The sequence below is a fragment of the Variovorax sp. PBS-H4 genome (genome assembly GCF_901827205.1).
Taxonomy (GTDB): Bacteria; Pseudomonadota; Gammaproteobacteria; order Burkholderiales; family Burkholderiaceae_C; genus Variovorax.
On the sequence record NZ_LR594675.1, the window covers coordinates 275,785 to 288,044 of the forward strand.

The 12,260-nt window shown below is 63.2% G+C and carries 12 protein-coding genes and 1 riboswitch; of the genes, 7 read left to right on the forward strand and 5 right to left on the reverse strand.

Annotated elements, in window-relative coordinates; translation table 11 throughout:
* The 4 genes from E5CHR_RS01325 to hutG are packed head-to-tail and all read left to right on the forward strand — an operon-like array spanning nucleotide 1 to nucleotide 4,142.
* Nucleotides 1-588, forward strand: coding sequence for a HutD/Ves family protein (locus E5CHR_RS01325; RefSeq protein WP_162578022.1), 588 nt, complete (start codon nucleotides 1-3; stop codon nucleotides 586-588).
* 10 nt (nucleotides 589-598) lie between these two features.
* Complete coding sequence (hutI, locus tag E5CHR_RS01330; protein WP_162578023.1) at nucleotides 599-1,879, forward strand: imidazolonepropionase; 1,281 nt, start codon at nucleotides 599-601, stop codon at nucleotides 1,877-1,879.
* 29 nt (nucleotides 1,880-1,908) lie between these two features.
* Nucleotides 1,909-3,330 (forward strand): formimidoylglutamate deiminase, encoded by a 1,422-nt coding sequence (locus tag E5CHR_RS01335; RefSeq protein WP_162578025.1) that lies wholly within the window; start codon nucleotides 1,909-1,911, stop codon nucleotides 3,328-3,330.
* Nucleotides 3,327-4,142 (forward strand): N-formylglutamate deformylase, encoded by an 816-nt coding sequence (gene hutG / locus E5CHR_RS01340; protein ID WP_162578026.1) that lies wholly within the window; start codon nucleotides 3,327-3,329, stop codon nucleotides 4,140-4,142. Before E5CHR_RS01335 ends, hutG begins: the two co-directional genes overlap by 4 nt.
* A 49-nt stretch (nucleotides 4,143-4,191) precedes the next feature.
* Here hutG and E5CHR_RS01345 read toward each other — a convergent pair whose 3' ends face one another.
* From E5CHR_RS01345 to E5CHR_RS01355, 3 genes are all read right to left on the reverse strand, one after another.
* Nucleotides 4,192-5,283, reverse strand: coding sequence for a hypothetical protein (locus E5CHR_RS01345; protein WP_162578027.1), 1,092 nt, complete (start codon nucleotides 5,281-5,283; stop codon nucleotides 4,192-4,194).
* Nucleotides 5,284-5,403: 120 nt separating this feature from the next.
* Nucleotides 5,404-5,949 carry a hypothetical protein gene (locus E5CHR_RS01350; protein ID WP_162578028.1) on the reverse strand — a complete coding sequence of 182 codons (546 nt, stop codon included), beginning with the start codon at nucleotides 5,947-5,949 and terminating at the stop codon, nucleotides 5,404-5,406.
* A gap of 178 nt (nucleotides 5,950-6,127) precedes the next feature.
* Nucleotides 6,128-6,571: a CesT family type III secretion system chaperone gene (locus tag E5CHR_RS01355; RefSeq protein ID WP_162578029.1), complete on the reverse strand. Its 444-nt coding sequence runs from the start codon at nucleotides 6,569-6,571 to the stop codon at nucleotides 6,128-6,130.
* 142 nt (nucleotides 6,572-6,713) lie between these two features.
* Between E5CHR_RS01355 and E5CHR_RS01360 the strand changes: the two genes are divergently transcribed.
* Together E5CHR_RS01360 and E5CHR_RS01365 are read left to right on the forward strand one after the other, a co-directional pair.
* Nucleotides 6,714-7,760 carry a homocysteine S-methyltransferase family protein gene (locus E5CHR_RS01360; RefSeq protein WP_162578031.1) on the forward strand — a complete coding sequence of 349 codons (1,047 nt, stop codon included), beginning with the start codon at nucleotides 6,714-6,716 and terminating at the stop codon, nucleotides 7,758-7,760.
* Between the two features lie 162 nt (nucleotides 7,761-7,922).
* Nucleotides 7,923-8,801: an SH3 domain-containing protein gene (locus tag E5CHR_RS01365; protein ID WP_162578032.1), complete on the forward strand. Its 879-nt coding sequence runs from the start codon at nucleotides 7,923-7,925 to the stop codon at nucleotides 8,799-8,801.
* On the opposite strand, the gene E5CHR_RS01370 is transcribed toward E5CHR_RS01365, so the two are convergent.
* Nucleotides 8,802-9,689, reverse strand: a complete 888-nt coding sequence (locus E5CHR_RS01370; protein ID WP_162578033.1) for a LysR family transcriptional regulator — start codon at nucleotides 9,687-9,689, stop codon at nucleotides 8,802-8,804. It lies immediately after the preceding gene.
* Nucleotides 9,690-9,782: 93 nt separating this feature from the next.
* On the opposite strand from E5CHR_RS01370, the gene E5CHR_RS01375 reads away from it, so the two are divergent.
* Nucleotides 9,783-10,220 (forward strand): PACE efflux transporter, encoded by a 438-nt coding sequence (locus tag E5CHR_RS01375; protein WP_162578034.1) that lies wholly within the window; start codon nucleotides 9,783-9,785, stop codon nucleotides 10,218-10,220.
* A 39-nt stretch (nucleotides 10,221-10,259) separates the two neighbouring features.
* On the opposite strand, the gene E5CHR_RS01380 is transcribed toward E5CHR_RS01375, so the two are convergent.
* A complete protein-coding gene (locus E5CHR_RS01380) occupies nucleotides 10,260-12,164 on the reverse strand; it encodes a hypothetical protein (protein ID WP_162578035.1) in 1,905 nt (634 codons plus the stop codon).
* Nucleotides 12,131-12,225: riboswitch (S-adenosyl-L-homocysteine riboswitch) on the forward strand. Its footprint overlaps the gene before it by 34 nt.
* The last annotated feature ends 35 nt before the right edge of the window (nucleotides 12,226-12,260 follow it).

The following is a 12,260-nucleotide window of genomic DNA, read 5'->3' on the forward strand; positions in this document are numbered from 1 at the left end:
ATGGCCCTCACGCATTTCTCGCGCCGCAGCCTGGCCGCAACGCCGTGGAAGAACGGCGGTGGCACCACGCAGGAGATCGCTTGCTGGCCGGCGGGCGCCGGGCTGTCCGACTTCGGCTGGCGCGTGAGCATCGCGACCATCGCGGCGGTGGGACCTTTCTCGGTCTTCGCGGGCGTGGACCGCAGCATCATGCTGTTGGACGGCCCCGGCGTTGTGCTGCGTTCCCGCGATGGCCGCATCGATCATCGGCTCGACGTGCCGCATCGGCCCTTTGCATTCGCGGGCGGTGCGCAGATCGACTGCGTGCCGCTGGGCGCGCCTTCGAGCGACTTCAACGTGATGGCGCGGTGCGGGCAATGGCAGGCCGAGCTGCAGGTGCTCGAAGATGCCGCCGCGATCGACGCGGCTCCCCATGGCGTTCTGCTGTCATTGCGCGGAGACTGGCGCCTGGATGACCAGGGGGAAGTCTGCCGCGAAGATGAGGGCCGGTGCTGGACCGATGCGCCGCGCGCGTGGCTGGCCAGGCCGACGGGGCCGGATGCACGCCTGGCCGTCGTGCGCATCCTGCCCGCCGGCCCGCGGCCTTGAGAGACGAACGATGAATACCCTGGACCAACATCCTTCCGCCGACGGCCTGTGGACCGATCTGCAGCTCGCGCCCGGCGCCGCGCCCGATGTCGCGCTGCCTGAAGGCGCACGAGCCGCCATTGCCGTGGAGCAGGGCCGCATCGCCTGGGTCGGCGCCAGTCGCGCCGTGCCTGCGCGCTTCACCGATGCCCCGCGCCACCAGGGAGGCGGCGCACTGGTCACGCCTGGCCTGGTCGACTGCCACACGCACCTGGTCTACGGCGGCCAGCGCGCCAACGAGTTCGCGATGCGCCTTGCCGGCGCAAGCTACGAGGAGATCGCAAAAGCCGGTGGCGGCATCGTCTCCTCGGTGCGCGCCACGCGCGAAGCTGACGAAGACCAGCTCTTCGCGCAGGCTGCGCCGCGCCTGGAGCAACTGCTGGCCGACGGTGTGTGCGCCATCGAGATCAAGTCCGGCTACGGTCTCTCGCTCGAACACGAGCGCAAGCAGCTGCGCGTGGCGCGCCGGCTCGGCCAAGCCTACGGCGTGACCGTGCGCACCACCTTCCTCGGCGCCCATGCGCTGCCGCCCGAATACGCGGGCCGCAGCAGCGACTACATCGACGCCGTGTGCAGCGAGATGATGCCAACGCTCGCGGCCGAAGGGCTGGTCGACGCGGTCGATGTCTTCTGCGAGCGCATCGCCTTCTCGCTGGAAGAGACCGAGCGCGTGTTCAAGGCTGCCCGCGCGCTGAGCCTGCCGGTCAAGCTGCATGCCGAGCAGCTCTCCGACATGGGCGGCGCGGCGCTGGCTGCGCGCTACGGCGCGCTCTCGTGCGACCACATCGAGCACCTCTCCCCCGAGGGCATCGCTGCGATGCGCGAGGCCGGCACTGTCGCCGTGCTGCTCCCGGGCGCTTACTACACGCTGCGCGACACGCACCTGCCGCCCATCGAGGCGCTTCGTGCGGGCGGCGTCCCGATGGCCGTGTCGACCGACCACAACCCCGGGACCTCGCCGGCGCTGAGCCTGCTGCTGATGGTGAACATGGCGTGCACGCTGTTTCGCCTGACGGTGCCCGAGGCGCTGGCCGGGGTCACGGTGAATGCGGCGCGGGCGCTGGGCTTGTCGGACACGCACGGCGTGCTCGGCGTGGGCCGCTCTGCCGACTTCGTGCTGTGGGATGTGAGGGAGGCGGCTGAACTCGCCTACTGGTTCGGGCGCAGGCCCGCGCGAATCGTGGTGCGCCAGGGCCGTGTTTCTTTTCCCTCTCCCCCCGGGAGTGGGCAGGTTGAGGGCATGCAGCGGTGAACCGTTCACTTGCGCCAGTCGGAGGCCCGGTGCCCCCACCCCAACCCTCCCCCGGAGGGGGACGGGGCAACGCCCTCTTTGCCTGCGATGCGCTGCTGCCTTCCGGCTGGGCGCGCAACGTGCTGCTGCGCTGGGACGGGGCGGGCCGCTTGACCCATGTTCAGCCCGAAGCCGAAGCGCCTGCGGACATCCCTGCGTGCGAAGGCCCCCTCATCCCCGGCATGCCCAACCTGCATTCGCACGCCTTCCAGCACGCTTTCGCCGGGCTCACCGAATTCCGCGGCAGTGGCGAAGACAGCTTCTGGAGCTGGCGCACCCTGATGTACCGCTTTGCAGCGCAGCTCTCGCCAGCACAGGTGGAAGCCATCGCCACCTGGCTCTATGTCGAGATGCTCGAAGCCGGCTACACCTCGGTCTGCGAGTTCCACTACCTGCATCACGACCGCGACGGCCGTCCCTATGCCGACGACGCCGAGATTGCGCTGGCCCTGCTGCGCGCAGCCGAGCGAACCGGCATCGGCCTCACCCTGCTGCCGGTGCTCTACCAGGCCAGCGGCTTCGGCGGCCAGCCGCCCAACGCGGGACAGCGGCGCTTCGTGCGCTCGACGGAATCGATGCTGCGCCTGCTCGAGCGGCTGCGCCCCGAGTGCGATTCGCAGGGCGCGTGCCTCGGCCTTGCGCCGCATTCGCTGCGCGCGGTCGCGCCCGATGCCTTGAAGGAGGCGCTGGCCGGCCTGGACGCCATCGACGCCACTGCACCGATCCACATTCACATCGCCGAGCAGACCGCGGAGGTCGAGGCCTGCCTCGCCTGGAGCGGCCAGCGGCCCGTCGCCTGGCTGCTCGACCATGCGCCGGTCGATGCCCGCTGGTGCCTGGTCCATGCGACGCACATGGATGCGGACGAATACCGGCGCGCCGCCGCCTCCGGCGCCGTGGCGGGACTGTGCCCGACCACCGAGGCCAACCTCGGCGATGGCCTGTTCGACTTCGAGGCCTGGCGCGCAGCCGGCGGCCGTTGGGGCGTGGGCTCCGACAGCCACATCTGCGTGAACGCGGCCGAGGAACTGATGCTCCTCGAATACGGCCAGCGGCTCGCGAAGCGCCAGCGCAACATTGCCGCCGATGCCGCGCAGCCCTCCGTCGCCGCCGCCTTGACGCTGGCCGCCGTGCAGGGCGGGGCACAAGCCTCGGGCCGCGCCGTGGCGGGCTTGTCGGTGGGCCAGCAAGCCGACTTCGTGGTGCTCGACGCCAGCCATCCCGCGCTGGCCGGCCTGTGCGCCGCGGACGCGCTGTCCTCGCATGTCTTCGCCAGCCACCGCGGCAACGCCATCGCCTCCGTCTGCGTGGCCGGGCAGACGCGAGTCAAAGATGGACGGCATCTTCTTCACCAGGATGCGGCGGCAGCCTTCGTCGCCGCACGCAGCCAACTGCTCACTGCTTCATCATGAAACTCTTCGAAACCACCGAACCGCCCTTCCGCTTCCGCCAGGGCACGCGGCCCCTGCTGATCTCCATGCCGCACGTCGGCACTCATGTCCCGCCCGCGCTCGCCGCCCGTCTGACGCCGGAGGCGAGGCAGGTGCCCGACACCGACTGGCACCTGGAGCGCCTCTACGACTTCGCCGACGAGCTGGGGGCTTCCGTGCTCGTGGCCACGCATTCGCGCTATGTGATCGACCTCAACCGGCCGCCGGACAACCAGAACCTCTACCCGGGCCAGGACACGACCGGCCTGTGCCCCGTCGACACCTTCGACAAGACCCCGCTCTACGCTGCCGGCGACGTGCCTGACGAGGCCGAGATCGCGGCGCGCGTCGATGCGATCTGGAAGCCGTACCACGAGCAGCTGGCGGCCGAACTCGCGCGCATGAAGGCGGCGCACGGCACCGTCGCGCTGTGGGACGCGCATTCGATCCGCTCGGTGCTGCCTCGCTTCTTCGAAGGGCGGCTGACCGATCTGAACTTGGGAACTGGGGGAGGGACGAGCTGCGATCCGGCGCTGGCCAATGCGCTGCTTCGGATCGCCTCATCGGCAAGCGGCCACACCGCGGTATTGAATGGCCGGTTCAAAGGAGGGCACATCACGCGCACCTACGGGAATCCCGCGGGCGGCGTGCATGCAGTGCAGCTGGAAATGACGCAGGCGAGCTACATGGAGGAGCAGCTGCCCTTTGCGTATCTGCCTGAAACCGCCATCCGCGTGCAGCCGGTGGTGCGGCGGATGGTGGAGGCGGTGCTGGGATTTGTTGAAAGGCGGTAGGGGCTCCGTTGGCTAGTTTGCGAGCATGCAGATGCGCATTCCCCGGTTTTCAAGTTTTCTTCTTCTTTGACTTATCCTCCAGATCATCAAGCTGCTCTTTGAGCCTCAATCGGATCGAATCAAGTTCCGTCCTGATCATGAGGTCATTTTTCGCGATTTTGGTGTTACTGTATAAATTCGTCAGGGAATTTCGCATGTCTTGTCTTTCCTTCATGGGCAGGTGTGGCTCCAGTTCATCAAACAAGGGCTTTAAAAATTCGTATCTTTTATCGTTTGGAACGCTCGCGAACTTAGTCTTGTAAACCTGGATCTCCGACATCTCTGGATCGGCTGCAACTTGGCCCCCTGCTGCGCTGTAAAGTGCCTTCATGGCTCGCACAGTGCCTGCTGCGGAGCTTTGGTCCACTTCCATCAAATATTTGATTGTCTCTACCAGCTCATTGCTGGTTTGTGGGTTGACTTTGGAGAGCCGTGTCCTGTGCGACAACGCTGGTTTTGGTTTTTTCTCTTGCTTTGGGATATCTTTGTTTTTCTCTTCGTTAGGAAGTTCCTCAATTTTCTCTTCGTGCGGAAATTCTTCCGAGCGCTCTACGAATTCACCTGAATCACTTTTCTCAACCGGTAAATCCTCATGCCCTGGCTCCTTGGCGGGCAGATTTTTCACTTCGCCGGCAATGAGCACGGGTTCCGAAGCAAATGCAATATGCTCGCTGCCGCTGCTGCTTTCATTCGTAGGGCTGTGCGCTTGTTCGGGCACCTTCGCGACGCGAGGGCGGCCTTTTTGCAGCAGCATGCTTCGCGGGCTTAGGACAGCGTCCGAGATGCTCGTCTCGCCGGGTATTCTTGCTAGGGGCACCGTCTTGATGAACCCCCCCGGAGGTTGCACTTTCGTCAAACCGCGCGTTGGCTTCTTTTCCGATTCTTCTTCAGCCTTTCTCGTGGTGGTACGCACCATCTTGGAAGCGGAAGGCTTGACCGATTTGTACTTGGGCACAAAACTTTGCCGCTCAGCCCTTGGCTCGACCACCGTGCCTAGTTTGCTTTCCTCGGTTTGCTTCTCTGCTTTTCGTTGGCTTTCCTCTGTTCCTCTGTATAGCGGGTTTACAAAGGCGTTAGGCAGTAAATTGCTTTTTCTTTCCATGATTTTCCTTAAGGTTTTTTGTTGGCCAGTTATGGTGTGCCTAAGTGATGCAGGCCGAGCTGCCTGCAGGCAGCGTGATTTGCCTGCTAAAGTAATGCCGTGGCAATGATGCTGCCCAACTTAATCGACAGTCTTTTTAATTTCTTCGTCGCTGGAGTTGCCACAATCGGTAGCATCCATGGTGACTGCATTTTTGGCAGTGTGTTTTGATAGATGCTTCAAACCGGAATTTCCAGTAATTGACTTATCGAGGACAAGTCGCCTGGGGCGCTGACCTAAAGACATCTTCCTTTCGCGAGGCTCCCAGGTAATTAAATTTGTAATGGGTTGAATAGCTGGCGTAGTTGGAGGCGTTGTATCTACTCTCAAAGTGCTTGCCGGCTGTTTGGCCAGTGGGGCCATTGGCTCCACCAGTGGCTGGTCCATATCTTTGTCCAAATCGGAGAGAAATTTGCCCATCTGATATTTTGCCTTTAAACCGCTCTCTTTTGCTCGCTTCTCCAGTTTTGGGGGGCGTTTTGAGGGGGACTTCGGAGTTGAACGTGCAGCGGACTCAGGCGTCAAGCTGCCCTTTTCGGTGACGGGTGATTCAGCCTCGGCTCGGGGGCTGGTATCCGCGGCAATCCGTCCGGATTTAGGTGGCGACGGTGGTCGAAGTTCCGTCATTTCTTTTTTTTGGAAAAATGGATGCCAGATCTGCTTTTACAGCGGCAGGCTGCCCTTCTGATGTCTTGGCTGGTAAGGGAGAATTGGTGCCCGGAATGGCTGGGAGTGGTCTAAGTTTAAATGCGCTCATGATTTAACGGTTTGAAAATTGATCAACGGCAAAAGCGGAAAACCTTGCTCAAGCCAGCACGCTTGCCAGCAGAACCCCGGGGCCTTCCGACGAACGCAGGCCGATGACTTCCCGCGCCGTCTTGGTTTCATCGATGTGGTAGCGCAGCATCTCTGCCACGAAATCCCCGTCGAGCGCTTCGCCGTCGCGAAGCTCCCCGCAGAAGATGGCTCGCGACGAGCCGCCATCGAAGGCATAGGCGCCACGCAGCGTTCCGTGCGTGCGCAGGTTGAGCTGCAGCAGTTGCTCGCAGACCTCGGCGCGCTCGTGCGAGTCGGTGTCGCCCAGGTCGATGTAGAAGAAGAGGGCGTTGCTGTCTTCGGCGTCCTCGAAGTCCATCAGCACTTCGACCTCGTCGATCGAGAGCGAATAGCGCCGGTCTTGCTGCAGCGGTTCCACGTGCAGGGCGCGGGCGGTCGTTTCGCAGATGTCGTTGAATTGAAGTTGGTTCATGGTGGTGGTTCCTGATTGCTGCTCTGTCCACAATGAACACAGCAGCGCGCCCCAATGCGTAACCCTGGTCAACGGGTTGGTTCCATCGCGCACAAGGCCTAGGCCCGCGAAGGGCATGGAGCCCTTCCTACAATCGCTTCCTATGAAGCCCCTCGTCTACACGCGTGCCCAGCAGCTCCCCGCCATCCTCGCCAGCCGCATCGCCATCCTCGACGGCGCCATGGGCACGATGATCCAGCGCTTCAAGCTCAGCGAATCGCAGTACCGCGGCGAGCGCTTCAAGGACTTTCCGCGCGACGTGAAGGGCAACAACGAGTTGCTTTCTCTGACGCGGCCCGACGTCATCCGCGACATTCACGAGGGCTACCTCGCCGCGGGCGCGGACCTGGTCGAGACCAACACCTTCGGCGCGACGCGCATCGCGCAGGAGGACTACAAGATGGCCGATCTGGCGCGCGAGGTGAATGTCGAATCGGCGCGCATCGCCCGCGCCGCCTGCGACAAGTTCAGCACGCCCGACAAGCCGCGCTTCGTGGCCGGCGCTCTCGGTCCCACGCCCAAGACCGCGAGCATCAGCCCCGACGTGAACGACCCCGGCGCGCGCAACGTGAGCTTCGAGGAGCTGCGCGCGTCGTACTACGAGCAGGTGGAGGCGCTGGTCGAAGGCGGCGCCGACGTGCTTCTGGTCGAGACCATCTTCGACACGCTCAATGCAAAGGCTGCGCTGTTCGCGATCGACGAGTACTTCGCGGCGAGCGGCGAGCGCTTGCCGCTGATCATCAGCGGCACGGTGACCGATGCCTCCGGCCGCATCCTCAGCGGGCAGACCGTGACGGCCTTCTGGCACAGCGTTCGACACGCGCGTCCGCTGGCCATCGGACTGAACTGCGCGCTGGGCGCGGCACTGATGCGGCCCTACATCCAGGAGCTGGCGCGGGTGGCGGACGACACCTTCATCAGCTGCTACCCCAATGCCGGCCTGCCCAATCCGATGAGCGACACCGGCTTCGACGAGACGCCGGAGGTCACTTCGCGCCTGCTGCACGAGTTTGCTGCCGAGGGGCTCGTCAACATCGTGGGTGGCTGCTGCGGCACGACGCCGGAACACATCGCCGCGATCGGTCAGGCGGTGGCGCCGCTGGCGGGCCGGGCGCTATATCGGGCGGCGTTCTATCCAGAGGCGGCCTGAGCCGCCGCCCCTGCTTCTCGTCCTGTAAAGGCCGGATGAAGAAGCTCTCCAAGGGTTATGGCGGTGCACCGCCTTGCGAGCGGGTCCGTTGGACGACCAGGCCGTCGCCGAATGGCAATGCCCGGGCACGCGGTCTGCCCTTACGTTCATCAAGGAGGCACCATGAACCGCAAGCTCGCACCACGCTGGATCGGCATCGCAACCCTTGCCCTCGCGCTTCCCATCGCCGCGGCGGCCCAGGAGGCCGTTGCGCGCAGCACTGTCAATCTTCGAGCGGGCCCGTCGGGCGACTACCCCGTCGTGGCCCGGCTGGGTCCGGGGCAGCCCTTTGAGGTGCTCGGCTGCACCAGAGGCTACAGCTGGTGCGACGTGGTGCTGCCCGACGGCCTGCGCGGCTGGGTGTACGCAGGCGCCATCGACTACGTCTACGAAGACCGCCGGCTGCCCCTGGCGACTTACGGCGCGACCATCGGCGTGCCGATCGTCGGCTTCACCATCGGCAACTACTGGGCCGATCACTACCGCGACCGGCCCTGGTATCGCGAGCCGCGCTGGTGGCATGGGCAGCCGCCGCCGCCCGTGGCCGGTTGGCGTCCGGTGCCGGCGCCGCGGCCGGACTGGGAGCCCCGGCCATGGCGTGACCGCGACTCGGGCTACCGGCCGCGCCCCGGGCCCGGCTACCAGCCGCAACCCGACCCGGGCTTCCGGCCGCAGCCGAATTGGCAACAACCGCCCGGGCCGCGGCCACCGCAGGAACACGGCTTCCGACCGCCGCGGCCCGATCGTGATGTTCGTCCGCCGCAGCCTGGCCAAGACTTCCGCCCGCCTCGGGGCGATGCGGGCGTCCGGCTTCCCCCGCAGGCCCCACCGCCGGCCGTGCAACCGGGCCCTCGTCCGCCTCAAATGCCTCCGGGCCAGGCGGCCGGCCGCCCGCCGATGCCAATGCCGATGCCGGTTCCGGCGCCCGCCTTGCCCGGTGCGGATCTGCGGCAAAGGCAGCTGGACCGCATCAACCGGCCGCCGTCGAACGATCGTCCCTAGCTAGTTCTTCTTGCGCGCGATCAGCGCCACGAAGCGCTGCGCACCCAGCCCGAGCGGACGCTCGCGCGACCAGACCACGTCGACCCAGAGGTCGAGCCCGTTCGAGAGGTTCTCGAGCGGGATCTCGACCAGCGCGCCGGCCGCCACGTGCGGTCGGGCAAAGTTGCGCGGCAGCCAGCCCCAGCCGAGCCCGGCGGTGATCAGGCTCAGCGCGGCCAGCGCGTTGTCAGTGCGCCAGACATGGCGCGCAAACTCGAAGCGCGGGTCCCGCGTGCCCAGGTCGCGGCCCGCCACGACGATCTGCCGAGTGGTCCGGAGGTGGTCCTCGCGCAGCCGGCCACCGGCGCCGGCCAGCACTGGATGCGCAGGTGCGATCACGGCCACCATCATTTCGTTGGCCACCTCGTTGAACGCCTCGCGGCCGTCCAAGCTGGGGCGCTCGAAGACGAGTGCCAGCTGCGCGCGGCCGCTGTGAAGCAGCGCCAGTGCGTCGTCCTGCGGCGCGGCCAGCACTTCGACCTCCAACTGCGGATGTTCCTGCGCGAGTCTGGCCAGCGCGCCGCTCCACGGCGCGGCCAGCAGCTCGGGCGCGATGGCGAGGGTGAGCCGGTTCTCCAGTCCCTGCGTGAGGGCCAGCGCCTGCACTCGCAGCTGCTGCAGCTGCGCCGCGAGCAAGCGGGCCTGCGGCTCCAGGGAACGTGCGGCGGGCGTGGGCTGGGGCTCGCGTCCAGTGCGGTTGAACAAGGCGAGGGCCAGCTCGGCTTCGAGGTTGGCAATTGCCATGCTGACGGCCGAGGGCACACGGTGGAGCGCGCGCGCGGCGGCTGAGAATGAGCCGTGGTCGAGCACGGCGAGGAAAACCGCCACGTTGTCGCTGGTGAAACTCATCGGATCTATCAGCCAACTTGAAAGAACATGACTTTTTATATCAGCAGTGGACACATAGAGTCGAGCTCTTCAGCACATCAATGGAAACATTTCATGCAAGGGCTCAAGCGCCGCGTCGTCTACATCACGCTCTACGAGGGCATTGCCATCGTCGCGGCCAGCGCGGGCTTGGCGCTGATGACGGGGCAAAGCGCCGGTCACTCGGGGGTTGTGGCCGTGCTGGCCTCGGCCATTGCGGTCGTCTGGAACCTCACATTCAACGCCTTGTTCGAGCGCTGGGAGTCGCGTCAGGCCGTGCGCGGCCGGAGCCTGCGCCGGCGCGTCACCCATGCGATCGGCTTCGAGGGCGGGCTGGTGGCCTTCCTCGTGCCGATCTTTGCGTGGTGGCTCGAAGTAAGCCTGTGGCAGGCCCTGGTGATGGACCTGGGCCTGGTGGTGTTCTTCCTGATCTACACCTTTGCCTTCAATTGGGCCTTCGACGGGATTTTTGGCTTGCCCGCCTCGGCGTCGGGGGCGGCCCAGCCGGCGTGAGGGGGCCGCCCGGGGAGCACGACGAGATCGTTCTTAGGACTACTGGTGAATGCCCAAATATCTCCCCAACTGGTCCAAAAGGTCGTGGATGTCGCCGGATTGGATGAGCCTGTTAATGTTATACCGAGAATTCTCGGGAATGTGCTGCTTGAGTTGGTTGAAGAGGGCTTCTACGTACTCCTGCCTCATTCCTTCCGGCAGGTCCGTCAGAAATGTGGTGAAGGTATGGGTTTCCGGATACCAATCCGATCGAATAATGCCATTGTTGCCACCAGCAGCGCAATAGAGAATGTTCACAGCGCGGCTATTAGACCCTATCGCCCCCTCTGCCTGCTCGAACACCTTGGCGATGTTCTCCATTGTGACCCGAATCTCGGTATCAAATTCCATGTCACGTTCCTGTTTAAATTGAGATTCGACCCATTTCTTGACTGAGGCAGCATCGTTTTTAAGATCAGCCAATTCCTTTTTGGATTCATTGCCTAAAAATCTACCTAATTGCTTGGATAGGCTCTTCAGGCGTAGTGCCGCGGATGCCTCGGATGTCCGCTCAAGTCCGCTCAGAAATTTCGCGTACGCACCTATTTCCGGGCACGAGGGTGAATCTCGGAAAAAGCTCTCGCCACCGGCAGCGCAATAAATAATATTCAACGCCCTCAACCGAGAGGCTCTAATATCGCTTCGCCTTTCAATCGCACCCTCGATGAGCGCCGCCAACTGATCAGCGTCAATTGTTTCTCCAGCTGGAAGCTCCGCAATCGTGGTCGGCGGTTCCGTGCTGTAGATGTCTTGCTTAAGGTCTGTAGCCACTCTGCTATTTTCCGGCTTCCGGGGTGAAATGAGACTTCTAAAGTTCATCTTGGTTAGCGCAGTGAGCTTCGGCTTTGATGATTTTGTCTTTGCGGCTGCATCGTCGGTAGGTGTAATCGAGGAGGAACTGTCTTCTTCGCCAAGAGGCAAAAATAACTGGTCTTGATGGTTCGAGACCGGATTCTCCCGCACACGCAAGTAGTCTGCTTTTTCATTTCTGAAGATGCTCGGCATCCTGGCATTGTCGGATTTGGTCTTGTTCCTCGGAGAAATCAGAGCTCCAAATTTGGGCACTCTGTGCAGCCTCGACGGCTTTGTCTGTATAGGTGTAGTCGAAGATTTTTCGTTTTCCAGGAGATGCGTTTTTTTTGTTGAGTCGTCAGTTTTGGCTGCTTCTGCGAAATGCTCGCTTTCCGCTCCATAGTTCTCGGGATCGAGATTGACGATGCTCTCGGAATGAGGGGCAGATATGGGAATATGAAATTCTTCAAATGGGGCTAGTTGCCCTTTTGCGTCGTTGCGGCCACGAATCGGTCGTGGCAAAGCGTTGGTGGGTTTGCGTAGGTCGATGGATCGGTTTTGCCTCGAATACCGCTCTCTCTTTACCGAAGCGGAATCAACGAAATTGCCAAGTGGGGCGCGTTGGGTGGGGTTGTTCTTCCCTGACTCGGTTTTCTGTTTCTCAGTAGAAAGACGAGCGTCGATCTGCCTTGTGGAAGATAAGGGCGAAGAAGAGGACGAAGATGAAGGTTTCATAAAGCGTGTTTCGGTTGAAATTACAAAGCCTGTAGAGCCATCGAATGAAGTGGCTGCGACATTTCCGCGCGCGTCATCAATTTGTTGATTTCCCTGCCGCCCCTTTTTCTGCAAGAGGCAAAACATTTCGCAACAAATACGCACCCCTGACCTCTCCCCGTGCGAAAAACGACTGCGCAAAGCTTCGTAACGTGCTGTTGGCAGGGGTTCCACTTCTGCTGAGCCGCCGGAGTTTTGCTCATTAACGAAATCCCGCAATTCAATGACTGCCTTGCGTCTGCCGACGCCATCCCGGCCGATCCGCATCGGCGGCCCGGCGCCCGCACAGCCGGCGTAAAATCCCCGCTCCCAAGGAGCGTTGCAGCGCGGCCCTCCCATTCGAGGGCGCCGCGTCAGGCTTGGGCTTCCATCTTCTGGAGTGCAACGACGCTCGCCTGAACCCCGTCCCCAGGTGAGCCCATGTCTTCAGATTCC

What these genes read in the sequence shown, in the direction of transcription:
- E5CHR_RS01325 (WP_162578022.1), top strand. Translation starts at nt 1, where the DNA reads ATGGCCCTCACGCATTTCTCGCGCCGCAGCCTGGCCGCAACGCCGTGG.
- hutI (WP_162578023.1), top strand. Translation starts at nt 599, where the DNA reads ATGAATACCCTGGACCAACATCCTTCCGCCGACGGCCTGTGGACCGAT.
- hutG (WP_162578026.1), top strand. Translation starts at nt 3,327, where the DNA reads ATGAAACTCTTCGAAACCACCGAACCGCCCTTCCGCTTCCGCCAGGGC.
- E5CHR_RS01345 (WP_162578027.1), bottom strand. Translation starts at nt 5,283, where the DNA reads ATGGAAAGAAAAAGCAATTTACTGCCTAACGCCTTTGTAAACCCGCTA.
- E5CHR_RS01350 (WP_162578028.1), bottom strand. Translation starts at nt 5,949, where the DNA reads ATGACGGAACTTCGACCACCGTCGCCACCTAAATCCGGACGGATTGCC.
- E5CHR_RS01355 (WP_162578029.1), bottom strand. Translation starts at nt 6,571, where the DNA reads ATGAACCAACTTCAATTCAACGACATCTGCGAAACGACCGCCCGCGCC.
- E5CHR_RS01360 (WP_162578031.1), top strand. Translation starts at nt 6,714, where the DNA reads ATGAAGCCCCTCGTCTACACGCGTGCCCAGCAGCTCCCCGCCATCCTC.
- E5CHR_RS01365 (WP_162578032.1), top strand. Translation starts at nt 7,923, where the DNA reads ATGAACCGCAAGCTCGCACCACGCTGGATCGGCATCGCAACCCTTGCC.
- E5CHR_RS01370 (WP_162578033.1), bottom strand. Translation starts at nt 9,689, where the DNA reads ATGAGTTTCACCAGCGACAACGTGGCGGTTTTCCTCGCCGTGCTCGAC.
- E5CHR_RS01375 (WP_162578034.1), top strand. Translation starts at nt 9,783, where the DNA reads ATGCAAGGGCTCAAGCGCCGCGTCGTCTACATCACGCTCTACGAGGGC.
- E5CHR_RS01380 (WP_162578035.1), bottom strand. Translation starts at nt 12,164, where the DNA reads ATGGGAGGGCCGCGCTGCAACGCTCCTTGGGAGCGGGGATTTTACGCC.